Here is a 26,073-nt window from a genome sequence, read left to right as displayed (position 1 = left end):
TCAGCTTGCAAACAGGACCGGGTAAAGCGAGGCGACCAGCAGCGCGGCCATGGTCCAGTTGAACAGAACCAGATGGCGCGGAGTCCTGAGGAGGCGCGCCATCTGTTGTCCCAGTACCGTCCAGGTACTGACCGAAGGCAGGTTGATCGCCCCGAACACCAGCGCCACCGCGAGAATCGCGCCCATGCTCTGGCTCGGCGCATATGCCGTGGTCGCGGTCAGCGCCATCGCCCAGGCTTTGGGATTGACCCATTGAAAGGCGGCGGCCTGAAAAAACGTCATGGGTTTGCCCGCCGCCGCCTGGTCGCGCACCGGAGCCGCGTTCGCGATCTTCCAGGCGAGATAGAGCAGGTAAACGACCGAAACCGCTTTCAGAACGGTATGGCTCAGCGGATACCGGTCAAAGAGTTGCACCAGCCCCGCGCCGACCAGCAGAACCATGAAGGTGAAACCCAACCCGATGCCCAGCATGTGTGGGATCGTGCGCCGAAATCCGAAATTCGCACCCGACGCCATCAGCATCAGGTTGTTCGGCCCCGGCGTTATCGAGGAGACAAAGGCGAACGTGACAAGGGCCAAAAGGATGTCATGGGTCATCGTGGCATCAAGAATTGACAGTTTCTGGCCGAATGTAATTGCGTTTTCTTGCGTGATGTCATAATTCTTGCAATCCATGGCAAAAATTGATGAGCTCAACCGTCGAATATTGCGCGAACTCGGCCGGGATGGCCGGATCAGCAATCTGGAGCTTGCCGACAGGGTCGGGCTTTCGCCGTCGGCCTGTCTGCGCCGCGTTCAGGAACTGGAACGGACAGGTGTCATTGTCGGCTATCGCGCGGTGCTGAACCCCGCGGCTCTGGGCATCGGGTTCGTGGCCTATATCGGCGTAGGGTTGGGCGAGCACACCAAGGCCGCGCAGGAGGGGTTCGAACGGGCGCTGCAGCAGGCGCCGGAAGTCGTGGAGTGTCACAACATCACCGGAACCATCGAATACCTGCTGAGGGTGGAATGCGCCGATCTGCCCTCGTACAAGACCTTTCACACCGAAGTACTGGGCACCTTGCCCCATGTCACGTCGATCACGTCCTATGTGGTGATGGGATCGCCCAAGGACTTGCGCGCTTGAGCGGCGCAATTGTGATCCCGGCCGGGCTTGCCGCGAAAAAGTTTGAAGCCTAGGCTCATCACAAATCCGTTGCGGTGGATCGGCACGAACCGGCAGCAACGAAACCAACTGGGAGAGAACCATGAAATCTTTCTTCTCGGGTGTGGCCGTCTGCTTTGCCCTCGTACTTGGCACGGCGGTTGCCGCTGCACCGCTGAAACTCACACCGGCCAGCCCTCAGCCCTCCAACCCCAAGGCGGGGCTTGCCGTGAAATACGCCTGGGCCGGCGACCCGCCGTCCAAAATCCAGTCGATCGATCAGGCCAGGCAGATGGTCGGCAAGGCAAAGCGGGGCTTGCCTTTGCGGGGATTGGATTATCGCGATTCGATCGAGGGCGAGCCGATCCTGACCTTCAACCAGGCCATGAACGTGGCTGCCGACATCCGTGGCTATATCCGGTTCGATGCGCCTGGCGTTTACGAGTTGGAGACATGGTCCAACGACGGTATCGACGCTCGTATTGGGGGCCAGCAGGTCGGATATTTCTCGGCGCGCCAGCCATGCGAGGCCAACCAGCGCGTCGAGGTCGAGGTGCCGCAGGCCGGGTGGTACGACCTGCACATCGTCTATTTCCAGAAATACAGCACCGCTTGTCTGATGATGAAATGGGGCAAGCAGGGCGGAAAGATGCAATGGGTGCCGAACAACGTGTTCGGACACTGACCAGAGAGCATCGGGCGAAGCGGGGCCGTGTGGCCCCGTTCCGCTTTCGGTCTCAGCCGTTGGCGGCGATCAGTTCGGCTTGGGCCACGATGACTTCGGCCTGCTTGATCGAGGCGATATCGACCAGACGGCCCTTGTAGACGGTCGCGCCCTCGCCATTGGCCTTGGCCTGCTCCATCGCAGCCAGAATTTCACGCGCCTCGGTCACGGCTTCGTCCGAAGGCGTGAAGACCTGATTGGCCAGCGCGATCTGTTTGGGGTGGATCGCCCACTTGCCGACCATGCCCAAGGTGGCGGAACGCTTGGCCTGCGCGATGTATCCCTCGTCATCCGAGAAATCGCCAAAGGGGCCGTCCACCGGCAGGATGCCATGAGTCCGGCAGGCCGCGACGATGGCGGCCTGGGCCCAGTGCCAGGGATCCGACCAGTGTTTTTGACCGTCGCGCAGCATGTAGTAGTTTTCCTGGGTGCCGCCGATGCCCGTGGTCTGCATTCCCATCGAGGCGGCGAAGTCCGCGGCCCCAAGGCTCATCGCCTGCAAGCGCGGCGAGGCGGCGGCGATCTCTTCGACATGGGCGATGCCGGCCGCGGATTCGATGATGACTTCCAGCGAGATCGGTTTGGAGCGGCCTTTGGCGCGTTCCACCGCGGTCACTAGCGCGTCCACCGCATAGACATCCGCCGCGCAGCCGACCTTGGGGATCATGATCTGGTCCAGCCGGTCGCCCGACTGCTCCAGAACGTCCACCACGTCGCGATACCAGTAGGGTGTATCGAGGCCGTTGATCCGCACGGACACGTACTTTCTGCCCCAATCGACGGTGTTCAGCGCCTCGATCACATTGGTGCGGGCGATGTCCTTGTCCGAGGGCGCGACGGAATCCTCGAGATCCAGATTGATCACATCCGCCGCGGATGCCGCCATCTTCGCAAAAAGCTTGGTGTTCGATCCTGGGCCGAACAATTGGCATCTGTTGGGTCGCGCGGGGGCGGCGGGTTGGATGCGGAAACTCATGTGCGGACCTCTCCGGGTAAGGAAATTGCGTTTTTCTCAGGGAATGGGGTATTAAATTGCTCAGATAAGCGCAAGCGTCTTTGTGCAGCCGCAGCAATGCCAATGCAGCATATCGTGAGGAACCGCCGCAGCGTTGTGATCAAAGATTAATCGCTTTGAAAACTTCGAAGAAGTCTGCGTGAATCGGCTCAATGACGCGAAATTTTCGTTCTGACCGTTTCCCGTGCGGAGAAAAACGCGAAACGCTCGTGGCGCCCCTTCTCTAGGGTGCGCCGAAAGAAGGGAGTGCACCGCATGATCGAGACACCGTATCTGCTGTTTTTGGGCGATGCGCCCGACCAATTGGCGGCCAAGGTCGCGCAAGGCATCAAGGATTGGCGTCCCGAAAACGCCGTCGGTCAGTTCCGGATGCACGGCTGCAAGGCCGATCTCGGGCTGAAGGACATGGACCTGGCCGAGGCGCGCGAAGCCGGCGCCAAGACATTGGTGATCGGTGTCGCCAACCGTGGCGGCGTGATCAGCCAGGAATGGAAGAAAGTGCTGGTCATGGCGCTGGAAGAAGGCTTCGATCTGGCCTCGGGATTGCACAACCTGCTGCGGGACGAGCCAGATCTGGTCGCGGTGGCCGAGGCGACGGGGCGGTCCCTGCACGATGTCCGGGTGCCCGAAGTGGACTATCCGATTGCCAACGGCATCAGGCGCAGGGGCAAGCGGTGTCTGGCCGTCGGCACCGATTGCTCGGTGGGCAAGATGTACACCGCCCTGGCGATGGACCGCGAAATGCGCAAGCGGGGCATGAAATCGACCTTTCGACCGACGGGCCAGACGGGCATCCTGATCACCGGCGACGGCGTGCCGCTGGATGCGGTCATTGCGGATTTCATGGCCGGATCGATCGAATGGCTCACCCCTGACAATGATGAAGACCACTGGGATCTGATCGAAGGTCAGGGCAGCCTGTTCCATGTCTCGTATTCGGGCGTGACGCTGGCCCTGATTCACGGCGGTCAGCCGGACGCCCTGATCCTGTGTCACGAACCCACGCGTACGCATATGCGGGGCTTGCCTACCTATCCGTTGCCGACGCTGGAGGCGCTGCGCGACAGTGCGCTGGGTCTGGCAAGGATCGCGAATCCGGATTGTCAGGTCGTGGGCGTCTCGGTCAACACCCAGCACATGGCCGAGGCGGATGCGATCGCCTATCTGGCCGATGTCGAGCAGGAAATGGGTCTGCCCGCGACCGACCCGTTCCGCTTTGGGTCGGGCAAGCTGGTGGACGCGCTGGCCGCGATGTGATTCAAACGGTGCGCCGCTGGCTGGCGCCGGACCGCCTCCGGCGGGAGTATTTTGGGCAAGATGAAGAGGAGCAGGCGCGTGGAGATAGAAGTCTCTCGCGATGTATTCCGGCTGGCGCAGATGTTCACCATCTCGCGCGGTTCCCGGACCGAGGCGCAGGTGCTGACGGTCCGGGTGTCGGATGAAGCGCATCGCGGCCGGGGCGAGTGCGTACCCTATGCGCGCTATGGCGAGACACTGGACTCGGTCGAGGCTCAGATCGCCGGATTGCCCGCCGCGTGCAGCCGCATGGAACTTGCCGAGCTGTTGCCCGCTGGCGCGGCGCGCAACGCTGTGGATTGCGCCTTGTGGGATCTTGAGGCGAAGCGGGCGGGCAAGCGTGTTTGGGAGCTCGCCGGACTGCCTGCGCCAAGACCGGAGATCACCGCCTATACCCTTTCGCTGGACACGCCCGAGGCGATGCGGGCGCAGGCGGCGGCAAATGCGCACCGGCCGCTGCTGAAGATCAAGCTGGGCACGCCGGACGACATGCCGCGCCTGGAAGCGGTCAGGGCAGGTGCGCCTGAGGCGAAGATCATCGTGGATGCGAATGAAGGCTGGTCGGCCGAGATCTATTCGGATCTTGCGCCGCATCTCGCACGGTTGGGCGTGGCGCTGGTCGAACAGCCGCTGCCCGCCGCCGATGACGAAGCGTTGATCGGGATGGCGCGCCCGGTCCCGGTCTGCGCGGATGAATCCTGCCATGACCGAGCCAGCCTGCCCGGGCTGAAAGGCAAATATGACGTGATCAACATCAAGCTGGACAAGACCGGTGGCCTGACCGAGGCGCTGGAACTGCGACGAGAGGGGTTGGAACAGGGCTTTGGGATCATGGTGGGCTGCATGGTCGGTTCGTCGCTGGCCATGGCGCCTGCGACACTGGTCGCGCAGGGTGCGCTGGTGACGGATCTTGACGGGCCGCTCCTGTTGGCCGAAGACCGCGACACCCCGCTGATTTTTGACGATGCCGGAGTGCACCCGCCCGAAGCGGCGCTCTGGGGCTGAGGAGGTTTGAGATGACCCGCACCGTATTTGTGAATGGCGAATATCTGCCCGAACACGAGGCCAAGATTTCGATCTTCGACCGTGGGTTCCTGATGGCCGACGCGGTGTATGAAGTGACGAGCGTGCTGGACGGCAAGCTGATCGACTTTGACGGCCACGCGGTGCGCCTGAAGCGGTCGCTGGACGAGGTGGACATGCCCGAGCCGTGCGGCAAGGAGGAACTGCTGGAAATCCATCGCAGGCTGGTGGAGTTGAACGGCATTGACGAAGGGCTGATCTATCTGCAGGTCACGCGCGGTTCGGATGGCGACCGGGACTTCGTATTCCCCTCGGCCGATACCAGGCCGACACTGGTCCTGTTCACCCAGAGCAAGCCGGGTCTGGCGGACAGCCCGGCCGCAAAGAAAGGCATTCGCGTGATTTCGATCGAGGATGTGCGCTGGGGCCGCCGCGACATCAAGACGACGCAGCTGCTGTATCCGTCGATGGGCAAGATGATGGCCAAGAAGGCAGGCGCCGATGATGCCTGGATGATCGAGGATGGCTATGTGACCGAGGGCACGTCGAACAACGCCTATTTCGTCACGAACGGCAAGATCGTGACCCGGCCGCTGTCCAACGACATCCTGCACGGCATCACCCGCAAGGCGGTGCTGCGGATGGCGGCCGAGGCGCAGATGGTTGTCGAAGAGCGCCTGTTCACCATCGATGAGGCGAAAGCGGCGGACGAAGCCTTTGTCACGTCGGCTTCGACCTTTGTCATGCCGGTCGTGGAAATCGACGGGATGCAACTGGGTGATGGCGCGCCCGGCCCGATCGCCAAACGGCTGCGCGAGATCTATCTGGAGGAAAGCCGCAAGGCGGCGATCTGAGATTCAAAAACCGACCTGGTTCCGGCGCAAACGGACCGTTTCCCGTTCCTCCTGTTGGTAGCCTGCCGACAGGAGGATTTGCTGATGCGGCCATTCGAAGGGTTGAGGGTGCTCGATCTGACCCATGTCTTTGCCGGCCCCTTCTGCACCTACCAACTGGGCGTACTGGGGGCGGAGATCATCAAGATCGAACCGGTGGACCGGCCCGACATGACGCGCGAGGAAGGCGCGATGGCCGAACTCAATGCACAGGGCATGGGTTTGTCGTTTCAGGCGCAGGGCGGCGGCAAGCGGACGCTGGCGCTGAACCTCAAGTCGAAGGAAGGTCGCGAGATCTTTGACCGGCTTGTGGCGACGGCGGATGTCGTGGTGCAGAACTACGCCGCGCAGGCTGTCGAGGCGCTGGGTCTGAGCTATGAGCGGCTTTCGAAGTTGAAGCCTGACCTGATCTATTGTGCGATCAGCGGCTTTGGTGGTACTGGCCCCAAGGCGGCGCATCCGGCATACGATGTTGTCATTCAGGCTTTTGCCGGCGTCATGGCGGCCAATGGCGAGGCCGGCAGCGACCCGGTGCGGGTCGGCCCCGCGATGATCGACTACGGGACCGGCGCTCAGGCAGCTTTTGCGGTTGCCGCGGCCCTATACGGGCGAACGCAGACCGGGACCGGGCGGCGGATCGACGTGGCGATGGCGGATTGCGCGCTGATGCTGATGAATTCGCATACCGCGACGGCGCTGGCGACCGGGTCCGCGCCAAAGCCGCATGGCAATCAGGATCCCTCGCTGGCTGGGTATGCCACCTACGAAACGGCGGATGGCACGGTGATGATCGGAGCCTTTTCCAATGCGCAGATGGCCAACCTGATGCGGGCAATCGGCGAGCTGGAACTGGCCGAAGAGCTTCTGGCCGCTCCACGTGCGCAAATCGCCGGGCGTCGGGCGCAGGATGCGCAAGTGCTGGCGCAGGTCATGCGGAGCAAGACGGCAGCTCAGTGGGAGGAGATCCTGAACGCTCATCACGTACCGGCCGCAAGGGTGCGCGGTTTGGTCGAGACACTGGAAGAACCGCAAATCGCTTCGCGGACGGTCATTCAGAAAGCGGGCGGCGGCCGTTTTGCGGTGGCGGGCTTTTCCTATGACCACGGCGCCCCCGAGCTTCACGGGGCGCCGCGCCCCCATGGTGCCGACAGTCGTGCGGTTCTGGAAGAACTGGGCATCGATGCGGTCGGATTTGACGATCTGGCCGCGCGTGGGGTGGTGTTCAGCCCTTCTTGAGGACGTTTTCCTCGAATGCAACCTTGAAAGCTGCCTGTTTTTCCGGGCTTGCCTCGGTCTGATACTTGGCTTTCCACTCGTCCATGGTCATGCCGTAGAAGACCTCGCGCGCCTCGTCCTTGCCCATCTCGATGCCCTTTTCATTGGCCGCTTCCTGGTACCAGCGCGCCAGGCAGTTGCGGCAGAAACCGGCCAGGTTCATCAGGTCGATGTTCTGAACGTCGGTGCGGTCTTCCATCAGGTGTTTTTGCAGCCGGCGGAAGGCGGCGGCCTGAAGTTCGATTTCGGTTTGCTGATCCATCGCGTCGCTCCGGCAGAATGGCTTGAGTTCTGCACCTGACGTAGCAATACGCAAGCCCGGTTACAACGGTTGCCAAGGGCGTGGGTGCCCTTGGCGCGTTCGGTCTGACGGTTCCGAAACGGGCTGTCAGACCAGCTTCAGCGCCACCCAGGGCATCAGACAGAAGATGATCGTCAGGATCTTGTAGTTGGCGAGATACTTGAAATATGCCTTTTTCACGTCGGTCCGTTCCATCTGGAACATCCTGCCGTGAATACCGGCAATCCAGTCCTGCAAGGCCACGATCATCAGTGTGGAAAAAAGCAGAACGGCAATGTTCAGAACCGTCATCCAGCCGAAGACGGTCGTCAGGGTTTCCTGAGTCATGGTCGTCTCCTTTCAATGGAAATATGGGGTCTGAAACACGACCTCACAAGAACGTGAGGACGGGAAACGGCGGATCGTGACCCGGCGTCACAATCCGCTGGCGGCAAGCGCATCCTGCAGAATCCGGGCCAGGCGTTCCGCCCAGGCGCGTTGGCCGGCATGATCGGCAATCAGATCGTTTCGCAGTTCGATCAAAGCGTTGGGACGGCCATGGGCGGTGCAGTGCCGATCGATCGCATCGCCAGGCAAGACGCCGGTATAGGGTTCGTTGACCCCCACGCACAAATCGCCTTCGGCCTTGAGCCGTTCGATGAACGGGCGCGAGAACCTTTCGTCCGCGGTGTGCAGGACACCGATATGCCAGGGGCGGGGTTCGCGGCCGCGCAACTGTCGGGTGAAGGAGTGCATCGAAACGATTACCGCGTGCGGAAGTGCGGCCAGACGCGCCAGCGCCTCGTGATAGGGCCGATAGCACATGTTCAGGCGGCGCTCGCGCTCGGCGGCGTCCGCGTGTCGGTTGGCCGGGATGATCGAGCCATCGTAGAGCTTCATCAGCAGGGTCGGATCGTCTTCGCCCCGATTCGGATCGATCACCAGGCGCGAGAAGTTGGCGGCGATCACCGGCGCATTCAGGATCTCTCCCAGATGCCTGGAGACTTCGTAGGCCCCGACATCATAGGCGATATGCCGCTCCATGTCCTCGCGCGGCAGGCCTAGGTCGCCGCCATTGATCTCGGGCGGGACAGTGTTGGTCGCATGATCGCAGGTGATCAGCCAGCGGGACGGCCGGTCCTCGCCGTGTATGAAATACGGTGTGTATGTCATCAGCCTGTCATCTAGTTTGCCGCAGGTGTAGGGCAGTTGCCTGGGAAAGGGAATTGCGTAATAAGCGGTGCCAAACCTTGTTTGCGGTAACAACGAGGGTCGAGGAGAGCAAGGCCGATGCGACGCCTGAGAAATGTCAAGATCGTGGCGACGCTGGGACCGGCGTCCGAAACCTATGAGATGATCCGGGCGTTGCACGAAGCGGGTGCCGATGTGTTCCGCCTGAACATGAGCCATGGCTCGCATGACGAAATCCGGGAAAAACATCGCATCATCCGGCAGGTGGAAAAGGATCTGGACAGTCCGATTGCCATTCTGGCGGATCTGCAGGGGCCGAAACTGCGGGTCGGGGTCTTTTCGCAAGAGTCGGCAGACCTGGAGGAAGGTGCGCGGTTTCGGCTCGATCTGGACAGCGCACCGGGCGATGCAACCCGAGTGTGCCTGCCGCATCCCGAGATATTCGAGGCGCTCGAACCCGGCGCGCATCTGCTGGTGAACGACGGCAAGATCAGCCTGTTGGTGGAACGGTGCGGCCACGATTTCGCCGAATGCAGGGTGGAAAACGGTGGCACGATCTCGAATCGCAAGGGCGTCAATGTACCGGATGTGGTGCTGCCACTGGCGGCGCTGTCGGAAAAGGACCGCGACGATCTGGAATTCGTGTGTCAGCTGGGCGTGGATTGGCTGGCGCTGAGTTTCGTGCAGCGCGCCAAGGATGTGTTCGAGGCGCGGGCCTTGGCCGACGGGCGCGCGGCCATTCTGTCCAAGATCGAAAAGCCCGCAGCGGTGGAAGCGTTCGAGGAAATTCTAGACGCTTCGGACGGGATCATGGTCGCGCGCGGAGATCTGGGGGTCGAATTGCCGGTCTCGGCGGTGCCGCCGATCCAGAAGCGGCTGGTGCGGCGCTGCCGGGCCGCGGCCAAGCCGGTGATCGTGGCGACCCAGATGCTGGAAAGCATGATCGAAAGCCCGATGCCGACCCGGGCCGAGGTTTCCGACGTGGCGACCGCGATCTACGAAGGCACGGACGCGATCATGCTGAGCGCGGAGTCCGCCGCCGGTTCATATCCCGTGGAGGCGGTTCAGACCATGGACAAGGTCGCGGTCGAGGTCGAAGCCGACCCGACCTATACCCAGATCATCACCGCGTCGCGGTCGGCCAAGGGGTCGTCCGTGGCCGACGCCATCGTGGCGGCCGCGCGTGAAATCGCGGAAAAGACGGACATCAAGGCGATCTGCTGCTTCACGCAGAGCGGCACGACGGCCCTGCTGACCGCGCGCGAACGTCCCGGTGTTCCCATCATCGCCATGACGTCGCTGATCGGCACGGCGCGGCGGCTGTGTCTGAGCTGGGGCTGCAACTGCGTGATGACGCCGGAACTGGAGCGGTTCAAGAGCGCGGTGGTCAACGCCGCGCGCGCCGCCCGCGCCGGAGGATTTGCGACCGAGACCGATCAGATCGTCGTGACCGCGGGCGTACCGTTCAATGTACCCGGCACCACCAACATCCTTCGGGTTGCGCCCTGCGATGAAAGGCTGATCTACAACACCGATCCAGAATGAAAGCCGCGCTGCTCAGCTGGAACGCGGTTTCGCACCGAAGGTTTCCTTTACCGTTTCCATGACCGTAAAGGAGCTTGTCTGGTGAATCCCCGGCAGTTTGGTGATCTTTTCGCCCAGAACCGCGCGAAAATGCGCGATGTCGCGGGTACGCACGGTCAGCAGATAGTCGAATGAACCCGCCACCATCAGGCAGGTCTCGATCTCGGGCACCCGGCGCACCGCCTCGTTGAAGCGGTCCAACGAATGGTCGGCGGTGGCCGCCAGGGACACCTGCACGACGGTCAGATGACCCAGCCCCAGCCTCTCCTTGTTGATCACTGCGCTGTAGCCGGCGATATAGCCGCTTTTCTCCAGCCGTTTCACCCGCTCGGAACAGGGTGTGTTGGTCAGGTTTACACGGGCGGCCAATTCAACAATCGGCAGGCGTCCATTGGCCTCCAGCTCGGCCAGGATGCGCTGATCGATCTTGTCCAAGTTCCTTTCCATCAGGCAATATTCCTGTAATTTTGATACATAACGACAGATTCTCCTGAAATTAGACCAAAAATATCTCCTATCCCTAGTGATTTTTCCTGATACTTGACCTCAGGGCAGTCTCTAGTGCGAGTTCCGGTTTCCGGCTGCTCTGCCGGGGTCACGGACCCCGGTCAATCAACAAAAACGGAGGAGCGACATGACAACGACAATTGTCATAGGACTGGACGGGACAGAGACCGGAGAGCGCGCGCTCGGGTTTGCCAAGGATCTGGCAAGCCGGATCGGCGAATGCGAACTTCTGGTTGCCTATGTCATCGAATGGTCGCCATTCACATTCCAGACACCGGAGGAAAACGCCGAACGGCACAAGCGCCGCGAGGAGGAGATCAAGCTTGCCACGGAACGTGTGGTCCAACCGGCGGTCGAAAGCCTGCAGTCCGCCGGATACACGGCGCGGGGCATCGTGCGCCACGGAGATGTGGCGGAAACGCTGAACGCAATCACGGTTGAAAACGGCGGGGCGCAGATTGTCGTCGGACGGGCGTCCGCCGATGGGTTCAAGAAGCGCATCTTTGGCAGCTCGACCCAGAATCTGGTCATGCATGCCGACGTTCCCGTCACGGTCGTGAATTGAAGGGAGGGTCAGACATGAACTCGATCAGACATATGGGGCTGGCCATGGCTGCCGGCCTGTTCGCCACCTCCGCCTCGGCGCAGGATGCCACGGGGCTGGATGAAAGAATCAACCAGGCTTTTGCCGATTTTACCGGGCCGTTCGTCGGCTTCATCTTCGCTCCATTTCCGGGCACCAGTGTGCCATGGATCGTGATGTGGCTCGTCATCGCCGCGTCGGTGTTCTCGCTGTACTTCGCCTTCGTACAGTTCCGGTTCTTCGGTCATGCGGTCAGCTTGGTGAAGGGCGACTATTCCGATCCCAATGACGCGGGAGAGGTCAGCCATTTCCAGGCCCTGGCCACGGCGCTGTCCGGCACGGTCGGTCTCGGCAACATCGCGGGTGTCGCGGTCGCCGTCGGCATCGGCGGGCCGGGCGCGACCTTCTGGATGATTGTTGCGGGTCTTTTGGGCATGGCGTCGAAATTCACCGAGTGTACGCTGGGCGTGAAGTACCGCAACGAGTACGAGGACGGCACGGTTTCCGGCGGTCCGATGTATTACATGTCAAAAGGGTTCGCAGAACTGGGCCTGCCCGGCGGAAAGATCCTGGCCGTCTTGTTCTCGGTCTTCTGTATTCTCGGCGCGCTCGGCGGGGGCAACATGTTCCAGGCCAACCAGGCGCACCAGCAGATCGCGGGAATCGTCGGCGACTATCCGGGATGGATCACCGGGCTGGTCTTTGCGGGGATCGTGTTCGCCGTGATCGTCGGCGGCCTGAAGTCCATCGCGCGCGTGACCGAGAAAGTCGTGCCCTTCATGGGGATCATGTACGTGCTGGCGGCCTTGGTCATCATCATCATGCATGCGGATCAAATCGGCTGGGCCTTCGGACAGATCTTCGCAGGAGCTTTCACCGGCCTGGGCGTGGCCGGCGGCATGGTCGGTGCGCTTATCCAGGGCTTCCGTCGTGCGGCGTTTTCGAACGAAGCGGGCGTGGGGTCTGCGGCGATTGCGCACTCGGCCGTGCGGACCAAGGAACCGATCACCGAAGGCTTCGTGTCTCTGCTCGAGCCGTTCATCGATACGGTAGTCATCTGTACCATGACCGCGTTGGTAATCATCATCACCCAGCAACTGATGATAGATCCGGCAACCGGCCTCTACATGCTGACCGAGGATGGTTCCGCCATCGCGACCGTGGACGGCAATTCGGGCGTCAGCCTGACGTCGGCCGCCTTCGCCAGCGCATTTGGCTGGTTCCCCTACGTTCTTGCCGTCGCGGTGGTTCTGTTTGCCTTTTCGACCATGATCAGCTGGTCCTATTACGGCCTCAAGGCCTGGACCTACCTGTTCGGCGAAGGCCACACCAAGGAGCTGGTGTTCAAGATCATCTTCTGCGTCTTCGTGGTCATCGGTGCCGCGGCTAACCTCGGCCCCGTCATCGACTTCTCGGATGCGGCGATCTTTGCCATGGCGGTGGTCAACGTCATTGCGCTCTACTTCCTGATGAAGGTGGTGCGTCAGGAACTGGCCTCGTATGCGGCGCGGCTGAAAAGCGGTGAGATCCGCAAGTTTGCCGGCTGATGAATTGGGCCGGGGCGGCTCTGTCGCCCCGGCTTCCGACCACGGGCGCAAAAACGCCTTATCGGTTCAAAAACCCCTTGCCAGCATGACCGAACTTGCGTAAACGGCGCCTCTGACCGCGCGACCGGCCGATGTGGCATGCCGAGTCGCGTCAAGTACCGAACCCGGATGAAGGAGACGGAAATGCCCAAGATGAAGACCAAATCGAGCGCCAAGAAGCGCTTCAAGGTGACTGCGACCGGCAAGGTCATGACGGCTCAGGCCGGCAAGCGTCACGGCATGATCAAGCGGACCAAGAAATTCATCCGCAACGCCCGTGGCACCACCACCCTGTCCGCCCCCGACGCCAAGATCGTCAAGGGCTTCATGCCCTACGACCGCTAAGAGGAGATTTGAGAGATGTCCCGCGTTAAAGGTGGAACCGTAACTCACGCCCGTCACAAGAAGGTCATCAAGGCCGCCAAAGGTTACTATGGCCGCCGCAAGAACACCTTCAAGGTTGCCCGTCAGGCCGTCGACAAGGCCAACCAGTACGCAACCCGCGACCGCAAGAACCGCAAGCGCAACTTCCGCGCGCTGTGGATCCAGCGGATCAACGCCGCCGTCCGTTCGCATGACGAGGCTCTGACCTATTCCCGCTTCATCAACGGCCTGACCCTGGCCGGCATCGAAGTGGACCGCAAGGTTCTGGCCGACCTGGCCGTGCACGAACCGGAAGCGTTCGGCGCGATCGTCGCCAAGGCACAGGCTGCGCTGGCCGCCTGATCAAGATTCGAGAGACAGTGGATCGCAGGCCGTCCCTTGGGGGCGGCCTTTTTGCGTATCGGCGTCAATGCCCGGGCGGCGGCCGATCTGCAAGCGCCTCAAGCAGCGGGCACCGGTTGCGGACATGCCGCTCGATCAATTCCTTCTGTTTTCTCAGGGCGGGGATGGGCAAGGCGGGTTCAGGCAGGGATTGGCCGAGTTGGGGAAAGATCGTCAAAAGCTCCGCCCGCGCGTCGGCGCTCATGGACTTGAGCGCCTCCGGGCCGGAATAGAAGCTTTCGGTCGGTGCGCCCTCGGCAAAAAGGATCGCGTGGTGCTCGAAGACCAGGTGAAAATATTCGACCGTTTCGATCCGATCGTCGATGAAGATGCCCGGCATCCGGGTCAGCTTGATGGCCGGGATCAGGACGGCGTCCGTTCCGAACATGCGCCGCGCAATCCGGGACAGAACGACCATGCGGTGCTGTCTGGAGATCACCAGGTCGTTGCGGGGCAGGCCGCCGCCAAGTGTGCCGGACGTGATGCGGACGGGGCGGAGTTTGGGATTGCCCTGCATGTCCCTTGCGGAAAAGCGTTTGCGCAACACAGCCTTGAGGCGGTGCGCGCTCCCCTCGGGACCGCTGACGAGATCTCCGGGTTTCAGATCTTCGATCCGGCGCGGGCCGGCCGGCGTTTCGATCGCGGTCCCGCCGGTCAGGCAAATGGGCACGATCTCGGACTCATCGACGGCGTTCGGGCCGCTGTTCGGCGGCCCTTCGCTTGCGCGGTCCACCCGCAGGGCGACCCCGGCCGGCGGTGGGGTGCCGACGAAGGCCAGACCTTCTACCGTGGCGTAGCTCGGGCTCGAATTGACGATGTTGACGGAAAGAACCCGGTATTCCAGACCGGTCGAGTCATCGACCAGGACAAAGTTGTACTCGGCCTCGATGATCGTATTGTCGGCGTAGGTGACGCCGTCGATGGTCTGGTCGCCGTCCAGCCGCTGGCTGTTGTCGTTGTCGGCAAAGTTCGTATCCGATCCGTTGTCTCGGACGAACACCTCGGTGGACGGGGTCGCGTTGATGGTCAGAAACTCACCCACAAGATGGCTGCCGTCGCCTTGGGTGATCCCGTCCAGCGTCACGCCGCCGGTCAGGGACTTGTTGGATTCGCCCAGAACCCAAATCGAGTAATTTGCCAAAGTCTGCTCTGCCCTTGTCCGATTTCGACCGGTTCGGCGAAAAATAGCAGAGCTGCCGTCGTTCACCAAACTTCCTGAAAGACGCTTTCATGCACATGCGTGTCCGGCAGCAGCAAGGCAGCGGTGGCGCCGAACCCGCGGGCTTCGTCTTGCATTCGCGGGCATTGGCCGATAGCAGGTTCTGGACCAGTTTCAGGGGACCGTCATGGACGATCTTAAGACAAAATACCTTGGCCAGATCGCGGAAGCGGCGGACGAGTCCGCGTTGGAGGCCATCCGCGTCGCCGCCGTGGGCAAGAAGGGCGAGGTGGCGCTGAAGATGCGTGAACTGGGCAAGATGACGCCCGAGGAACGCCAGGTCGCCGGACCCGCGCTGAACGCGCTGAAGGACGAGATCAACTCGGCGCTGGCGGCCAAGAAGGCCGCATTGGCCGATGCCGCGCTGGACGAGCGTCTGCGGACCGAGTGGCTTGATGTTACCTTGCCGGCGCGTCCGCGTCGTCAGGGCACGATCCACCCGGTGAGTCAGGCCAGCGAGGAATTGACCGCGATCTTTGCCGAACTGGGCTTTTCGGTGGCCGAAGGGCCGCGGATCGAGACCGACTGGCACAATTTCGACGCGCTGAACATCCCCGGCCACCACCCCGCGCGGGCCGAGATGGACACGTTCTACATGCACCGCGCGCCGGGCGACAACCGCCCGCCGAATGTGCTGCGCACACATACCTCCCCGGTTCAGATCCGGTCGATGGAGCTGCAAGGCGCGCCGATCCGGGTGATCTGCCCGGGCGGTGTGTACCGCGCCGATTATGACCAGACCCACACGCCGATGTTCCACCAGGTCGAAGGGCTGGCCATCGACACCGACATCTCGATGGCGAACCTGAAATGGGTTCTGGAGGAATTCGTAAAGGCGTTCTTCGAAGTCGATGATGTCGAACTGCGCTTCCGCGCCTCGCATTTCCCGTTCACGGAACCCTCGGCCGAGGTCGATATCCGCTGTTCGTGGGAGGGCGGCCAGCTGAAGATCGGCGAAGGCGACGACTGGATGGAGATTCTGGGCAGCGGCATGGTCCACCCCAAGGTGATCGCCGCCGGTGGCATCGATCCCGAGATCTATCAGGGCTTTGCCTTCGGCATCGGGATCGACCGTCTGGCGATGCTGAAATACGGCATCCCGGATTTGCGGGCGTTTTTTGACAGCGACCTGCGCTGGTTGCGCCACTACGGGTTTGCGGCGCTGGACATGCCGAACCTGCATGGCGGGTTGTCGCGGTAATCCGCGGTCGTGCTCTGACGCAGCAACTACGTTTTGACGAAAACAGCGGACTGACGGCTGCGGGTGTCGTTCGGAATCTCCCGCTGTCTCCGGGGCTACCTGAGGTTGGAACTCGACGAGGCGGTTGGCCTACGGATATGCTGCCCGGATCGCCGCATGGCCGTTCGGTCCTGCAGGCGCGAAACCTGCATGGGAGCACGGCCATGAAGCACCTGGTTCTGACGATCCTGCTCATTGTTCTGGCCTCGGCCAGCGCCAGCAAGGACACCTATCCGCCGGTTGAGGTTCTGGTGCAGACCGAGACTTCGGTTCTCGGCGAGCCCTTGCATTACCCCGAAGGAACCCCGGAAATCACCGTGGCAATCGTGACGATGCAGCCGGGGCAATCCACTGGCTGGCACCGGCACGAGGTGCCGTTGGCTGGCTATGTGCTCCAAGGGCAACTGACCGTGGACTACGGCGAGAACGGCACCAAGACCTACCGGGAGGGCGACGCGCTGGTCGAGGCGTTCCGATCCCGTCACGACGGCAGGAACTCGGGTGACGGTCTGGCGCGCATTCTGGTCTTCTTTGCCGGGGCGGTCGGGGTGCCGAATACGGTGGCCGAGGATTAGGGTTTCGAATGGGATGGAAACGGACTGCGCCGTAGCCTAGAAAGCGCCGGACATCAAAGCCAAGCGGGAGCCCGTGGGATGACGCCTGACTGGATCGCGGTGGATTGGGGTCAGACCCTTCGACGGGTCTGGGCCATGCGCGGCCCGGACGTTCTGGACCAGGCAGTGCACCAAGGCGCCGCGCGCGCGGGGCCGGCGGCTCTGCTGGAGTTGATCGCGGCTTGGCTGGATCACGCGCCGATGCCGGTGATCGCCTGCGGCGTACTGGGTCCGATCGGCGCGGCGGTTCCATGCAAACCCTTGCCGGAAGGCGGCCGCGCGGTGGACCTGGGCGACGATCGCATACGATTGACGGTGGTGCCCGGCCTGCGCCAGACTTCGCCCCCGGACATGATGCAGGGAGACGAGACCAGGGTTGCGGGATTCCTCTCCCTCAACAGGAACTGGGATGGCGTCTTGTGCCTGACCGGGCTGGAAAGCCGTTGGGTGCATGTCAGCGCAGGAGAAATCGTCAGCTTTCAATCCTTTCTGACGGGTGCGGTTCTGGAAACCTTGCCGACGATCGCCACCCTGGAACCTTGCATGGCGGCAGACCGAGTGGATCGGGACGCTTTTGCCGAGGCCGTCCGGGACGCCCTGGCCAAGCCGGAGCGCGTTCTGTCTCGCCTGTTCGGCGTACATGCCGCGCGCGTTCTCGATGGGCTGGAGCCGGAAGCTGCCAAGGCCCGCATCCTTGGCGGGCTGATCGGTGCGGAACTGGCTGCGGCGCGTCCGTTCTGGCTGGGCCAGCAACTGGCGGTGATCGGCCAGGAGCCGTTGGCCAGCCTGTATGTCGACGCGCTTTCGGCGCAGGGGGCGCCTGCCACTCTGGCGGACGAGGGCCGCGTGACCTTGGAAGGGCTGATCGCGGCGTGGCGGACGCAAAACAGGGCGTGACCGCGCCGGAAAGGGTTCACCGCGCGCCTTCGGCGAGCACCCGCTTCACAAGGGCCGGGAGATGGTGGCTTTGGTCGTAGGTTGCCTTATGCGGCACCTCTTCCACCGGGCTTTTGCGGTATCCTTGTGTAAACAGCAGAAACGGCACCTCGGCGCGGTGCGCGGTTTCGGCATCCACCTCGCTGTCGCCGACATAGAGGCGCGGCCCGGGCGGCAGAGCGTCGAACGCGGCCCAGAGCGGCGTCGGATCGGGTTTTCGTGCCTCCAATGTGTCGCCTCCGATGACCACGTCGAAAAACCCGGCAAGTCCCAGCGAGTCCAGCACATGGCGCGCGGGCTCCTCGGGCTTGTTCGTGCAGATGCCCAAGGCGTGCCCGCGACTCTTCAAGGTTTCAAGGGCTTCCATGGCACCGGGATAGACAACCGTGCCGTTGCTCGCCGCAGCTTGATAGTGTGCAAGCGTTGCATCGGCCAATCTGGCGTGATGGGCCAGATCCATGCCGCAATGGCGCATCACGCATTCGACCAGGTGCGGCAGCCCGTTCCCGACAAAGCCGACCACGGTCGCGGTGTCGAGGGGTGTCACGCCCTCGGCTGTCAACATCCGGTTGACCGCCGCCGCGATGTCGGGTGCGCTGTCGATCAGGGTGCCGTCGAGATCGAAGACGATGGGCGTTGTCATGGGCGCTCCTGCCGTTTCGCGGATCATCCATGACAGGCAGCGGGAACAACGTCCAGTGGCACCTCACGCCGCGGGCGTCCGGACGATGCGGTGTCGCAGACCGCCGTTGTCGCGCGCAGGCGTCATTCTGTGACCGGCACGAAGCGGAAGGTTTCGCCCTGGCGCTCCACGCGCCCCACGCCACCATCCGGCAGGTGAAACCCGATGATCTGGATTTTCTCGGACGCGGCTTGATCCAGCAGGCGTCGGCGGGTTTCGGCAGCGGTCTCCTGATCCTGGTCAGATCCCGACGGCCAGTCCGGCCGCGCAAAGGCTACGTGGTGGTTGCCGATGGCATCTCCGACGACCAGCGCCGACTCGTTGCCGCGGCGCAGTTCAAAGGCCATATGCCCCGGCGTATGTCCAAAGGTTGCCAGGGCGGCAATGCCGGGAAGGATTTCCTGCCCGTCATGAAAGAGTTCGATCTCGGGTTCCAGCACCTCGAGCCTTCGCCGGGCGCCCACCGCCATCGTGGCCCGGTCCGCTCCGATCCGATCGACGGTTTCGGGATTCCACCAATAGTCCCATTCGGTTGCGCCCATCAAGTGGCGGGCGTTGACGAACAGAGGCTCGTCGAAATCGTCGAGGACGCCCCATAGATGGTCGGGGTGCCCGTGGGTAAAGACCACATGCGTCACGTCCTCGACCGTCAGCCCGGCGGCCCCAAGCGCGTCGGGCAGCTTTCCGGCGGTGTCCTGAAAACCGGGGCCGGCGCCCGCATCGAACAGCACGACCCGGTCTTCGTCCTGCAACAGGGTCACGTTGCAAGGCGGCGCAAGTGTATCGCCTGTCAGATCGAATTCCTGAAGGATCGGGGCCAGCTCCGGTTTCGGCATCGGTGAGAAGATGAACTCGGCGGGAAGGGCAAGGTGCCCGTCACTCAAGGTAAGGACGCGGGCCTGCCCGAGCGCGATTTCGGTCACGGCCCATACGGGGCTTGCTGCCACTGCGGCAAAGGCCGTGCCGGTGGCTTTTAGCATCGTGCGGCGTGTCATTGGCATGGCAGTTCTCCCTCTCGATACATCATGACATTCAGTTAGATGAATAATAAATGCAATCCTCTGCTCCCAAAAGGGTCAAATCGACGCTTGACATACCCAACTAAAATAGTCAGATTAAAGCGCGAAGCCGCAGCCAGCCCCGTCCGTGCATGGGTCAGCCAAAACGACAACCCGTTGATGCGAATTGGAAAACTGGTGCAATGAGCGCTTGGCGGCGCCGTTTCCAAGTCGCGACAGCAAGATCCGGAGTTGACCCGATGAACGTTCAGAACCCGAATCCGACCCAAGGCTGTTCCGTCCAGATGCTCCCGTCGCACAAGGCCGAAGACCTGACTCAGGGCGGCAACCTCGCGCATATCGAACTGGGCGGGCAACTCTATACTCTGCGCATCACCCGCGCCGGCAAGTTGATCCTGACGAAATGAGCGGTTCGGTTTCGCGCGGTGGCGCCCCTGTGGGCCGGCTGACCGACCTTGGCCCGGTCGAGGCCGGTGCCGTGCTGTGCCTGCGGATGTGGAGCGATTGCGCCAGTGGCACGGCCCGTCCGGTCAGCCTGACCGACGCGGATGGCGCGGCCTTTTCGGCGGTGGATCGGATTTGCCGCCTGTGCGCCAGCCACGGTCGCCGGCCATTGGTTCGGCATCAGGTCGGATGCGACTGCCTTGGTGCGGACGAAAGCTGTTTCGCCCGAATGGTCGGCGCGGCCAGCGACGGTGCGCGGGAGGACGCGATGATGTTCGCATCGCTGATCGTGCGCCCGGATTTCGCCCCGGCGCTGGTCGCCATGTCCGAACAGTTCGGCCTGACATTGCAGCGGATCGGCTGGCCGCGCGCCATTGGCCGACCCGGTGAGGGCAAGCCGGTGTCCCCTCTGCACTGATGGACTTGGCGTCAACGGGATGGGGAGGCAGTCAACAGCATCCGCAACCCGGATGATGGTGGTCATGGGTGCGCACCGGCGGCGGGCCGGAGGTGCCGACTTCGGTCAGAACGGTCCGAAGCGCCCAGAGGATCATGTCCACATCCTCGGCTTCGATGGTCAGGGGCGGTCGAATCTTGAGGATGTTGTCCCTGGGCCCCTCGCTGCCGATCAGGATGCGGTAGTCGCGCATCCGGTTCTTGACGAAGTGGCAGATGTCGGTGGCTTCCGATCCGTCCGCGTTCACGAGCTCGACGCCGACGAACAGACCCATTCCGCGCACGTCGCCCACGCAGGCAAAGTCGCGTTCCAGGGCCCGCAGCCCGTCCAACAGGCGGTCGCCCATCCGGCGCGCGTTATCCTGCAATCCTTCGTCATCGACGATATCCAGTACCTCCTTCCCGATCCGGCACGACAAAGTCGAACCGCCGAAAGTCGAAAAGAACTCGATGCCGTTGTCAAAGCTATCGGCAATCACCCGTGTCGTGACGACCACGCCCAGGGGATGGCCGTTTCCGATGGGCTTGCCCAATACAACGATATCCGGCCGGGCTTCCTGATACTCGAACCCGAAGTAGTAGTGCCCCAGACGCCCGAGCCCGGTCTGCACCTCGTCGGCGATACAGACACCTCCGGCTGCCCGGATCTTTTCATAGACGGCGGGCAGGTACCCCTTGGGCGGGATGATCTGGCCGCCGACCGAAGGGAAGGTTTCGGCAATGAACCCGGCCACCCCATGCCCTCTTTCTCGCAGGTTGGCGATCGCCGCATCCGCAAGTGCGGCGAATTTCATCGCCCGGTCCGGATCGTCGCGCCTGAACCGGCCGCGATAGTCATCCGCGACATCGACCAGTTCCACCCAATCGGCCTGACCCGTCCCGCCCGGCTTTTTGAACTTGTAGGCGGAAATGTCGATCGCGCCGGTGGTGTTGCCGTGATAGCCGTGATCCGGCGTCACCATGCCCTTGGCACCGGTGTGGGCACGGGCCAGACGCAAGGCCAATTCGTTGGCTTCGGTGCCTGAATTGACGAAGAAACAGACGTCCAGATTGTCCGGCATCTTTGACAGAATCTTTTCGGCAAAGGCCGTCTGGGCCGGATGCAGGTAGCGGGTGTTGGAATTCAGCCGCTTCAACTGATCTGCCGTCACGGCCTGAATGCGCGGATGCGCATGGCCCACATGCGGAACGTTGTTGTAGGCGTCGAGATAGGGCCGCCCCCATTCGTCGAACAGATGATGCCGCCATCCGCGCACCGGCATGACCGGTTCGTCATAGGTCAGCGACAGGTTGCCGCCGAAATGCCTCTGCCGTGCGGCCAGAACCGCGGCCTTGTCGGTGGGGCGATAGAACACCTTGTCCTCGGGCAAGTTGAGCAGAGCCGCGGGGTTGGGGCAGACCGCGTGCCACAGGTCCAGATCGTCCGGATCGGCGACGCCGGGCCAATCCGTCTCCATGCCGTCCTTGGTCAGGGCGAGTTGGAAATGCACATGCGGCGCCCAGCCGCCATTCTGGCTGGCATCGCCCAGCCTGGCAAAGGCGAACCCCTGCGCCACCGGATCGCCCGGTTTCAATCGGTCGCAGATCTCGGGATCGAGGTGGCCGTAGAGCGTATAGAACGGATCGCCCTCGGGCGTGGCATGCTGCAGGATCACGACCCCGCCATAGTCCAGATGATTGTCGCGGTTCTCGACTGCCTCGACGCGGCCGCTGAGCGGTGCATAAAGCGTGCTGCCGGCCGGGGCAAAGACATCCACAGCGATATGGACCGTGCGGCGATCGCTTGCCTTCCAGGGCCCGTTGCGAAAGCCCGGTTCGGTGTAGATCAGGCGCGGCTCGTTGTAGAAACCCAGCCAGGGACCGTCCCCGAACTCCTCTCCCACACGGGCGGCCTCGTCCGGCGGCAGGTGGAACGGATCTCTCGGCCAGAGTGCGTTTTCCACTGACAGCGAACCCATCGGGGCATCTGTCAGCGATGTTCCGAGAAGGTCGGCAAAATCGCCCCGATGTGTGTCGAGATAGGTTCGCACACGCTCCGCCCCGTCGCTGACCGGAAGACCGCACGCAATACGCAGGCGCGCGGGAACCAGATCGCCGTTGATCGCCTCGTTTTCCAGAAACCGCCAGGCCGGGGCCTGGCTGATCGTCACATACCGGTCGTCGGGGCTTTCGGCGGCCATCAAGGTCGAGTTCACCACAGACACCGCCAGCCGCATCCTCAGCAGCGGCCAGATCAGATCCACCTCTTCCGCGCTCAAAGGATTGGCGGCGTGATACCCGCGCACCAGCGCCGCCAATGCCCGCTCGGGCCGGGGATGGTCCAGAACGACATACGCCCCCGCTATGGCGAGTTCGCATACTTTCGGAGCGGCGCACATGTCTCCGAAATCGATCAATCCCGAGATGCGTCGCGTTTCCGTCAGACCGCCTTCGACCAGGATGTTGTAGTCATTGGCATCGTTGTGGATGGCTTGGCTCGGCAGCGCCGCAAGCCGGTCGGAAACCGACGCGTAGGCGTCAATCACGTCCTGCAGAATTTTCCGGCGCGGTGGTTCCGGTATCGCTTCCAACTCCTCCGCGATCCAATCGGCGCGGGTCAGATCCCATTTGAACCCCGCGCGGTTCAGTCCTTCGTGTCGGAAGCTTTCGAGCGCCCGGTCCGTGGCCCCGAGAACGCGGCCGAGTTTCAGGATCAGGTCTTGGGATTTCGGTGCGGTCCTGGCCCAGGACGTGCCCGGCAACCTGCCCAACAGCCAGACCAGGCGCGGAGCCCCGCCTGGATCCGGGATTTCGGGCAAGATACCGCCCTCCAACGTCGGCACCACGGGCGGCAAAGGCAGGCCCGGTGCCGTATCCGCAAGGTGCCGGAGCGCGCGGATCTGAAGATCCACCAGGTCCGCGTCGCAGCCCGCACGCATCACCTTCAGGACATGGTCCTGGCCATTCGCGCCTTCGGCCAGAAAATTCAGGTCGAACTCCCCATCCAGGGCGGTGAGCCGGGCCGAGATGCCCCATTGCTGCCGCAGAGCATCCGTCCAGAACGCCAGTTCGTCACCCATCGCCACGCCCGTCTCTCCTTCAGACCGCCTGCTTGTGTTTCGAGATACCTCGCGCCAAAGGCGGTACAAGGGGCCGACACCCGATCGCGCGGGCGATCAATCCAGCGCCCGCAACCGTTTGATCAGCGAGGAAGTATCCCAGCGCCCGCCGCCCAGCCTTTGCACATCCTTGTAGAACTGGTCCACCAGAGCTGTCACCGGCAACGACGCGCCGATCTCGTTCGCCGCATCCAGGCATATTCCGAGATCCTTGCGCATCCAATCCACGGCAAAACCATAGTCGAAATGATCGTCCAGCATGGTTTCGTGGCGGTTCACCATCTGCCAACTGCCGGCCGCGCCCTGGCTGATGACCTCGACCACCGCGCGCCCGTCGAGACCGGCCTTTTCCGCGAAATGCAGCGCCTCGCTCAGCGCCTGCACGAGCCCGGCAATGGCGATCTGATTGCACATCTTGGTCATCTGGCCGGCGCCGCTGTCACCGATGCGCCGGCAGATCTTGGAATAGACCTGCATCACAGGCTCGGCCCTGTCATAGGCCGCCTGATCGCCGCCGCACATGATCGACAGCACGCCGTTCTCGGCCCCGGCCTGCCCGCCCGAGATCGGCGCGTCCACAAAGGCGATGCCTCGTTCCTTGCCGGCCGAATACAGTTCACGCGTGACCTTGTCGGACACCGTCGTGTGATCGACGAAAATCGCCCCTTCGGACATGCCCGAGAACGCACCCTCGGCCCCCGTACAGACCATGCGCAGATCGTCGTCGTTGCCGACGCAGGCCATGACGAACTCCGCGCCTTGGGCCGCGTCGGCGGGTGTCCGCACCATGGCTCCGCCATGCTCGGCGACCCAGGCTTCGGCCTTGGAAGCGGTGCGGTTGTAGACCGTGACATCGTGGCCAGCGGCCTGCAGGTGGCCGGCCATGGGATAACCCATGACTCCCAGACCAAGAAACGCGACTTTAGCCATCTGGCGATCCTCCCGGCTTCCCCGTCTTCCTGCACAATGCCGGGCGACCGGGGTGTTTGGCAGAGACAAAGCAAAGCTGACGGCAAAGGGCAACCCCGTGCATGTCCCCCTGGTCTGGCCCGGATCAGGGGCGCGGATCGTCGAGCCTGGTGTCGAATCGGCGCGGCATGAGCCCGGCCTGGAACCATTCGATCATGGACAGGATCGAATAGACCGGCAGGCCCGTGCGTGCGCGGATTTCGGCGGCGTAGGGAACCATGTTGGTGCATTCCAGCACGATGGCGCCCGCGTCCGGTTCATGCGCAATGATCTCATCCGCCGCGTCCAGCATGTCTTGCCGGCAGGCGTCGAAGTCTATCTCGGGCGCATCTCCCAGGATGTCGCGGGTAAAGGCGCGGCCGGCATCGGTGCCATAGATGGGGGTGCCGCCCGGTACACCGGCAGCGGTCAGATGCGCATCGGTCAAGGTGGCTTTCGAGATCGTGAGGATCACGGCCTTTCGACCGGGTGGAAGCATGGCCTGCACCATCGGCACCTGCATGAGCGAGGATGTCGCGACCGGCACCCCTAGGGCCGCGCGCAACTCTTCCTGCACCAGCGCCAGAAAGCCGCAATTGGTGGTGATGCCGTCGGCTCCGGTCGCCACCAGATCCTTTCCGGCCTCGATGAAGGCGTCCAGCAGTTCCTTTGGGTCGCCCCGCACCACCTTGTCCGGCGATGCGCCCCGCACCACGCGGTAGTGCACCGGGAACGGCCAGGTCGTCGCGTTGCCCATGTCACCGGGTATGCGGGGAAAGCGGGTTTCGAGCATGAGGATGCCGACTGCAGCGCCATAGACCGTTTTTCCACCGTTTTGTACCGACATGGGAACCTCAAAATTCCGGAACGTACAACTGGGCATAGGCATCGCGCACGGCCTGCGTTGCCCCTTCGCGGCGCCGTTCGACATGAGCCCGCATCTGGGCCGCGGCTTCGTCAGCGTTCCGACCGGCGATGGCGTCCAGAATGCGGCGATGGGCCGTGACAAAGGTCTTGCTGTCCGCCGCCGTCTCGCGCAGCCGCCGCAGATCCATCAGGCGGAGGAAGCGAATGCGGTCGTTGAGGTTTGCCAGCATCCGGCACAATTCGGCGTTGCCGGAAAGCTCGCACAAGCGGCGGTGAAAACGTTCATCCATCGCCAGCAGCGTTTCCGGGTCGGAGTCGGGTGCATAATTCGGTTCGACTTCGTCCAGTTCGCGGATCACGTCCGAAATTGCGCCATCCGAAGCGCGCGCGCAGGCCAGGCGCACCGCCTCGACCTCCACCGCGACGCGCGCTTCATAAAGGTCCATGACCAGTTCGGGCGACAGCGACCGGCAAAAAAAGCCGCGGCCGGACTGAAAGGTGAGAAACCCTTCGGCAACCAGGCGGTTGAGCGCCTCGCGGATCGGAGTGCGCGAGGCGTCGAGTTCGGCCGCAAGCGCGCTTTCGTTGATCCGGGCGTCCGGCTTGAAGGCGAAGTCCGCCGCCATGCGCCGCAGCGCCTCGTACAGCCGGTCCACATTGCTTTCTGATTTGCTCATCTTCCGC

The 26,073-nt window shown here is 62.9% G+C and carries 29 protein-coding genes; 16 read left to right on the top strand and 13 right to left on the bottom strand.

The window, feature by feature from the left end:
* Window positions 1-597 (bottom strand): LysE family translocator, encoded by a 597-nt coding sequence (locus AC2FNJ_RS06860; protein WP_496763459.1) that lies wholly within the window; start codon window positions 595-597, stop codon window positions 1-3.
* A gap of 76 nt (window positions 598-673) precedes the next feature.
* On the opposite strand from AC2FNJ_RS06860, the gene AC2FNJ_RS06855 reads away from it, so the two are divergent.
* Window positions 674-1,126, top strand: a complete 453-nt coding sequence (locus tag AC2FNJ_RS06855; protein ID WP_496763457.1) for an Lrp/AsnC family transcriptional regulator — start codon at window positions 674-676, stop codon at window positions 1,124-1,126.
* Between the two features lie 121 nt (window positions 1,127-1,247).
* The gene (locus tag AC2FNJ_RS06850) at window positions 1,248-1,829 is read left to right on the top strand and encodes a PA14 domain-containing protein (protein WP_496763456.1); all 582 of its coding nucleotides are present in this window, start codon (window positions 1,248-1,250) and stop codon (window positions 1,827-1,829) included.
* A gap of 52 nt (window positions 1,830-1,881) precedes the next feature.
* On the opposite strand, the gene AC2FNJ_RS06845 is transcribed toward AC2FNJ_RS06850, so the two are convergent.
* Window positions 1,882-2,844: an L-malyl-CoA/beta-methylmalyl-CoA lyase gene (locus tag AC2FNJ_RS06845; protein ID WP_496763455.1), complete on the bottom strand. Its 963-nt coding sequence runs from the start codon at window positions 2,842-2,844 to the stop codon at window positions 1,882-1,884.
* Window positions 2,845-3,138: 294 nt separating this feature from the next.
* On the opposite strand from AC2FNJ_RS06845, the gene dgcN reads away from it, so the two are divergent.
* The 4 genes from dgcN to AC2FNJ_RS06825 all read left to right on the top strand — a co-directional run bounded on the left by dgcN (window position 3,139) and on the right by AC2FNJ_RS06825 (window position 7,331).
* Window positions 3,139-4,140, top strand: a complete 1,002-nt coding sequence (gene dgcN, locus AC2FNJ_RS06840) for an N-acetyltransferase DgcN (RefSeq protein WP_496763453.1) — start codon at window positions 3,139-3,141, stop codon at window positions 4,138-4,140.
* A gap of 78 nt (window positions 4,141-4,218) precedes the next feature.
* The gene (gene dgcA / locus AC2FNJ_RS06835) at window positions 4,219-5,184 is read left to right on the top strand and encodes an N-acetyl-D-Glu racemase DgcA (protein ID WP_496763452.1); all 966 of its coding nucleotides are present in this window, start codon (window positions 4,219-4,221) and stop codon (window positions 5,182-5,184) included.
* An 11-nt stretch (window positions 5,185-5,195) separates the two neighbouring features.
* Window positions 5,196-6,056, top strand: coding sequence for a D-amino-acid transaminase (locus AC2FNJ_RS06830; RefSeq protein WP_496763450.1), 861 nt, complete (start codon window positions 5,196-5,198; stop codon window positions 6,054-6,056).
* A gap of 84 nt (window positions 6,057-6,140) precedes the next feature.
* On the top strand, window positions 6,141-7,331 hold the full coding sequence (locus AC2FNJ_RS06825; RefSeq protein WP_496763449.1) for a CaiB/BaiF CoA transferase family protein: 1,191 nt from the start codon (window positions 6,141-6,143) through the stop codon (window positions 7,329-7,331).
* On the opposite strand, the gene AC2FNJ_RS06820 is transcribed toward AC2FNJ_RS06825, so the two are convergent.
* From AC2FNJ_RS06820 to AC2FNJ_RS06810, 3 genes are all read right to left on the bottom strand, one after another.
* Window positions 7,318-7,632 (bottom strand): DUF1244 domain-containing protein, encoded by a 315-nt coding sequence (locus AC2FNJ_RS06820; protein WP_496763448.1) that lies wholly within the window; start codon window positions 7,630-7,632, stop codon window positions 7,318-7,320. The genes AC2FNJ_RS06825 and AC2FNJ_RS06820 overlap by 14 nt on opposite strands.
* Before the next feature lie 126 nt (window positions 7,633-7,758).
* A complete protein-coding gene (locus AC2FNJ_RS06815; RefSeq protein ID WP_496763446.1) occupies window positions 7,759-7,998 on the bottom strand; it encodes a DUF6868 family protein in 240 nt (79 codons plus the stop codon).
* An 87-nt stretch (window positions 7,999-8,085) separates the two neighbouring features.
* Window positions 8,086-8,823, bottom strand: coding sequence for an N-formylglutamate amidohydrolase (locus AC2FNJ_RS06810; protein ID WP_496763445.1), 738 nt, complete (start codon window positions 8,821-8,823; stop codon window positions 8,086-8,088).
* 117 nt (window positions 8,824-8,940) lie between these two features.
* Between AC2FNJ_RS06810 and pyk the strand changes: the two genes are divergently transcribed.
* Window positions 8,941-10,386, top strand: a complete 1,446-nt coding sequence (gene pyk / locus AC2FNJ_RS06805) for a pyruvate kinase (protein ID WP_496763444.1) — start codon at window positions 8,941-8,943, stop codon at window positions 10,384-10,386.
* A 12-nt stretch (window positions 10,387-10,398) separates the two neighbouring features.
* Here pyk and AC2FNJ_RS06800 read toward each other — a convergent pair whose 3' ends face one another.
* Window positions 10,399-10,872, bottom strand: coding sequence for an Lrp/AsnC family transcriptional regulator (locus AC2FNJ_RS06800; RefSeq protein ID WP_496763442.1), 474 nt, complete (start codon window positions 10,870-10,872; stop codon window positions 10,399-10,401).
* 187 nt (window positions 10,873-11,059) lie between these two features.
* Here AC2FNJ_RS06800 and AC2FNJ_RS06795 point away from each other — a divergent pair, with 187 nt between their 5' ends.
* From AC2FNJ_RS06795 to rplT, 4 genes are all read left to right on the top strand, one after another.
* Entirely contained in the window at window positions 11,060-11,497 is a 438-nt protein-coding gene (locus tag AC2FNJ_RS06795; RefSeq protein ID WP_496763441.1) for a universal stress protein, read from the top strand.
* Between the two features lie 14 nt (window positions 11,498-11,511).
* Window positions 11,512-13,062 carry an alanine/glycine:cation symporter family protein gene (locus tag AC2FNJ_RS06790; RefSeq protein WP_496763440.1) on the top strand — a complete coding sequence of 517 codons (1,551 nt, stop codon included), beginning with the start codon at window positions 11,512-11,514 and terminating at the stop codon, window positions 13,060-13,062.
* A gap of 183 nt (window positions 13,063-13,245) precedes the next feature.
* Entirely contained in the window at window positions 13,246-13,446 is a 201-nt protein-coding gene (gene rpmI / locus AC2FNJ_RS06785) for a 50S ribosomal protein L35 (protein ID WP_496763439.1), read from the top strand.
* Between the two features lie 15 nt (window positions 13,447-13,461).
* Complete coding sequence (gene rplT, locus AC2FNJ_RS06780) at window positions 13,462-13,827, top strand: 50S ribosomal protein L20 (protein ID WP_496763438.1); 366 nt, start codon at window positions 13,462-13,464, stop codon at window positions 13,825-13,827.
* A gap of 64 nt (window positions 13,828-13,891) precedes the next feature.
* Here rplT and AC2FNJ_RS06775 read toward each other — a convergent pair whose 3' ends face one another.
* Window positions 13,892-15,007 (bottom strand): Hint domain-containing protein, encoded by a 1,116-nt coding sequence (locus AC2FNJ_RS06775; RefSeq protein WP_496763437.1) that lies wholly within the window; start codon window positions 15,005-15,007, stop codon window positions 13,892-13,894.
* Between the two features lie 205 nt (window positions 15,008-15,212).
* On the opposite strand from AC2FNJ_RS06775, the gene pheS reads away from it, so the two are divergent.
* The 3 genes from pheS (at window position 15,213) to AC2FNJ_RS06760 (ending at window position 17,836) form a co-directional block, all read left to right on the top strand.
* Window positions 15,213-16,286, top strand: a complete 1,074-nt coding sequence (pheS, locus tag AC2FNJ_RS06770) for a phenylalanine--tRNA ligase subunit alpha (protein WP_496763436.1) — start codon at window positions 15,213-15,215, stop codon at window positions 16,284-16,286.
* Window positions 16,287-16,489: 203 nt separating this feature from the next.
* Window positions 16,490-16,900 carry a cupin domain-containing protein gene (locus AC2FNJ_RS06765; protein ID WP_496763434.1) on the top strand — a complete coding sequence of 137 codons (411 nt, stop codon included), beginning with the start codon at window positions 16,490-16,492 and terminating at the stop codon, window positions 16,898-16,900.
* A 78-nt stretch (window positions 16,901-16,978) separates the two neighbouring features.
* Complete coding sequence (locus AC2FNJ_RS06760; protein ID WP_496763433.1) at window positions 16,979-17,836, top strand: 2-dehydro-3-deoxygalactonokinase; 858 nt, start codon at window positions 16,979-16,981, stop codon at window positions 17,834-17,836.
* Window positions 17,837-17,852: 16 nt separating this feature from the next.
* On the opposite strand, the gene gph is transcribed toward AC2FNJ_RS06760, so the two are convergent.
* Window positions 17,853-18,518, bottom strand: coding sequence for a phosphoglycolate phosphatase (gene gph, locus AC2FNJ_RS06755; protein ID WP_496763432.1), 666 nt, complete (start codon window positions 18,516-18,518; stop codon window positions 17,853-17,855).
* 122 nt (window positions 18,519-18,640) lie between these two features.
* Entirely contained in the window at window positions 18,641-19,558 is a 918-nt protein-coding gene (locus tag AC2FNJ_RS06750) for an MBL fold metallo-hydrolase (protein ID WP_496763431.1), read from the bottom strand.
* Window positions 19,559-19,815: 257 nt separating this feature from the next.
* Between AC2FNJ_RS06750 and hemP the strand changes: the two genes are divergently transcribed.
* On the top strand, window positions 19,816-19,983 hold the full coding sequence (hemP, locus tag AC2FNJ_RS06745) for a hemin uptake protein HemP (RefSeq protein WP_496763430.1): 168 nt from the start codon (window positions 19,816-19,818) through the stop codon (window positions 19,981-19,983).
* Window positions 19,980-20,438, top strand: coding sequence for a hypothetical protein (locus AC2FNJ_RS06740; protein WP_496763428.1), 459 nt, complete (start codon window positions 19,980-19,982; stop codon window positions 20,436-20,438). The genes hemP and AC2FNJ_RS06740 overlap by 4 nt, the downstream gene beginning before the upstream one ends.
* A gap of 31 nt (window positions 20,439-20,469) precedes the next feature.
* Here the strand turns inward: AC2FNJ_RS06740 and AC2FNJ_RS06735 are convergent, their stop codons facing one another.
* The 4 genes from AC2FNJ_RS06735 to AC2FNJ_RS06720 form a co-directional block, all read right to left on the bottom strand.
* Window positions 20,470-23,535: an aminotransferase class III-fold pyridoxal phosphate-dependent enzyme gene (locus AC2FNJ_RS06735; RefSeq protein ID WP_496763503.1), complete on the bottom strand. Its 3,066-nt coding sequence runs from the start codon at window positions 23,533-23,535 to the stop codon at window positions 20,470-20,472.
* A gap of 96 nt (window positions 23,536-23,631) precedes the next feature.
* On the bottom strand, window positions 23,632-24,504 hold the full coding sequence (locus AC2FNJ_RS06730; protein ID WP_496763427.1) for an NAD(P)-dependent oxidoreductase: 873 nt from the start codon (window positions 24,502-24,504) through the stop codon (window positions 23,632-23,634).
* A gap of 124 nt (window positions 24,505-24,628) precedes the next feature.
* Window positions 24,629-25,369 (bottom strand): aspartate/glutamate racemase family protein, encoded by a 741-nt coding sequence (locus AC2FNJ_RS06725; protein WP_496763425.1) that lies wholly within the window; start codon window positions 25,367-25,369, stop codon window positions 24,629-24,631.
* A 7-nt stretch (window positions 25,370-25,376) separates the two neighbouring features.
* Entirely contained in the window at window positions 25,377-26,066 is a 690-nt protein-coding gene (locus AC2FNJ_RS06720) for a GntR family transcriptional regulator (protein ID WP_496763424.1), read from the bottom strand.
* Between the last annotated feature and the right edge of the window lie 7 nt (window positions 26,067-26,073).

This window comes from Ruegeria sp. BHSB196, assembly GCF_059613135.1.
The sequence above is the reverse complement of the archived record's forward strand: the minus strand, read 5'-3'. Positions and strand labels throughout refer to the sequence as shown.

What these genes read in the sequence shown, in the direction of transcription:
- AC2FNJ_RS06740 (WP_496763428.1), top strand. Translation starts at nt 19,980, where the DNA reads ATGAGCGGTTCGGTTTCGCGCGGTGGCGCCCCTGTGGGCCGGCTGACC.
- AC2FNJ_RS06860 (WP_496763459.1), bottom strand. Translation starts at nt 597, where the DNA reads ATGACCCATGACATCCTTTTGGCCCTTGTCACGTTCGCCTTTGTCTCC.
- AC2FNJ_RS06815 (WP_496763446.1), bottom strand. Translation starts at nt 7,998, where the DNA reads ATGACTCAGGAAACCCTGACGACCGTCTTCGGCTGGATGACGGTTCTG.
- pheS (WP_496763436.1), top strand. Translation starts at nt 15,213, where the DNA reads ATGGACGATCTTAAGACAAAATACCTTGGCCAGATCGCGGAAGCGGCG.
- pyk (WP_496763444.1), top strand. Translation starts at nt 8,941, where the DNA reads ATGCGACGCCTGAGAAATGTCAAGATCGTGGCGACGCTGGGACCGGCG.
- AC2FNJ_RS06800 (WP_496763442.1), bottom strand. Translation starts at nt 10,872, where the DNA reads ATGGAAAGGAACTTGGACAAGATCGATCAGCGCATCCTGGCCGAGCTG.
- AC2FNJ_RS06795 (WP_496763441.1), top strand. Translation starts at nt 11,060, where the DNA reads ATGACAACGACAATTGTCATAGGACTGGACGGGACAGAGACCGGAGAG.
- AC2FNJ_RS06735 (WP_496763503.1), bottom strand. Translation starts at nt 23,535, where the DNA reads ATGGGTGACGAACTGGCGTTCTGGACGGATGCTCTGCGGCAGCAATGG.
- AC2FNJ_RS06820 (WP_496763448.1), bottom strand. Translation starts at nt 7,632, where the DNA reads ATGGATCAGCAAACCGAAATCGAACTTCAGGCCGCCGCCTTCCGCCGG.
- AC2FNJ_RS06725 (WP_496763425.1), bottom strand. Translation starts at nt 25,369, where the DNA reads ATGTCGGTACAAAACGGTGGAAAAACGGTCTATGGCGCTGCAGTCGGC.
- gph (WP_496763432.1), bottom strand. Translation starts at nt 18,518, where the DNA reads ATGACAACGCCCATCGTCTTCGATCTCGACGGCACCCTGATCGACAGC.
- AC2FNJ_RS06830 (WP_496763450.1), top strand. Translation starts at nt 5,196, where the DNA reads ATGACCCGCACCGTATTTGTGAATGGCGAATATCTGCCCGAACACGAG.
- AC2FNJ_RS06790 (WP_496763440.1), top strand. Translation starts at nt 11,512, where the DNA reads ATGAACTCGATCAGACATATGGGGCTGGCCATGGCTGCCGGCCTGTTC.
- AC2FNJ_RS06720 (WP_496763424.1), bottom strand. Translation starts at nt 26,066, where the DNA reads ATGAGCAAATCAGAAAGCAATGTGGACCGGCTGTACGAGGCGCTGCGG.
- rplT (WP_496763438.1), top strand. Translation starts at nt 13,462, where the DNA reads ATGTCCCGCGTTAAAGGTGGAACCGTAACTCACGCCCGTCACAAGAAG.
- AC2FNJ_RS06750 (WP_496763431.1), bottom strand. Translation starts at nt 19,558, where the DNA reads ATGCCAATGACACGCCGCACGATGCTAAAAGCCACCGGCACGGCCTTT.
- AC2FNJ_RS06850 (WP_496763456.1), top strand. Translation starts at nt 1,248, where the DNA reads ATGAAATCTTTCTTCTCGGGTGTGGCCGTCTGCTTTGCCCTCGTACTT.
- AC2FNJ_RS06810 (WP_496763445.1), bottom strand. Translation starts at nt 8,823, where the DNA reads ATGACATACACACCGTATTTCATACACGGCGAGGACCGGCCGTCCCGC.
- AC2FNJ_RS06845 (WP_496763455.1), bottom strand. Translation starts at nt 2,844, where the DNA reads ATGAGTTTCCGCATCCAACCCGCCGCCCCCGCGCGACCCAACAGATGC.
- AC2FNJ_RS06855 (WP_496763457.1), top strand. Translation starts at nt 674, where the DNA reads ATGGCAAAAATTGATGAGCTCAACCGTCGAATATTGCGCGAACTCGGC.
- hemP (WP_496763430.1), top strand. Translation starts at nt 19,816, where the DNA reads ATGAACGTTCAGAACCCGAATCCGACCCAAGGCTGTTCCGTCCAGATG.
- AC2FNJ_RS06825 (WP_496763449.1), top strand. Translation starts at nt 6,141, where the DNA reads ATGCGGCCATTCGAAGGGTTGAGGGTGCTCGATCTGACCCATGTCTTT.
- AC2FNJ_RS06730 (WP_496763427.1), bottom strand. Translation starts at nt 24,504, where the DNA reads ATGGCTAAAGTCGCGTTTCTTGGTCTGGGAGTCATGGGTTATCCCATG.
- rpmI (WP_496763439.1), top strand. Translation starts at nt 13,246, where the DNA reads ATGCCCAAGATGAAGACCAAATCGAGCGCCAAGAAGCGCTTCAAGGTG.
- AC2FNJ_RS06760 (WP_496763433.1), top strand. Translation starts at nt 16,979, where the DNA reads ATGACGCCTGACTGGATCGCGGTGGATTGGGGTCAGACCCTTCGACGG.
- dgcN (WP_496763453.1), top strand. Translation starts at nt 3,139, where the DNA reads ATGATCGAGACACCGTATCTGCTGTTTTTGGGCGATGCGCCCGACCAA.
- AC2FNJ_RS06765 (WP_496763434.1), top strand. Translation starts at nt 16,490, where the DNA reads ATGAAGCACCTGGTTCTGACGATCCTGCTCATTGTTCTGGCCTCGGCC.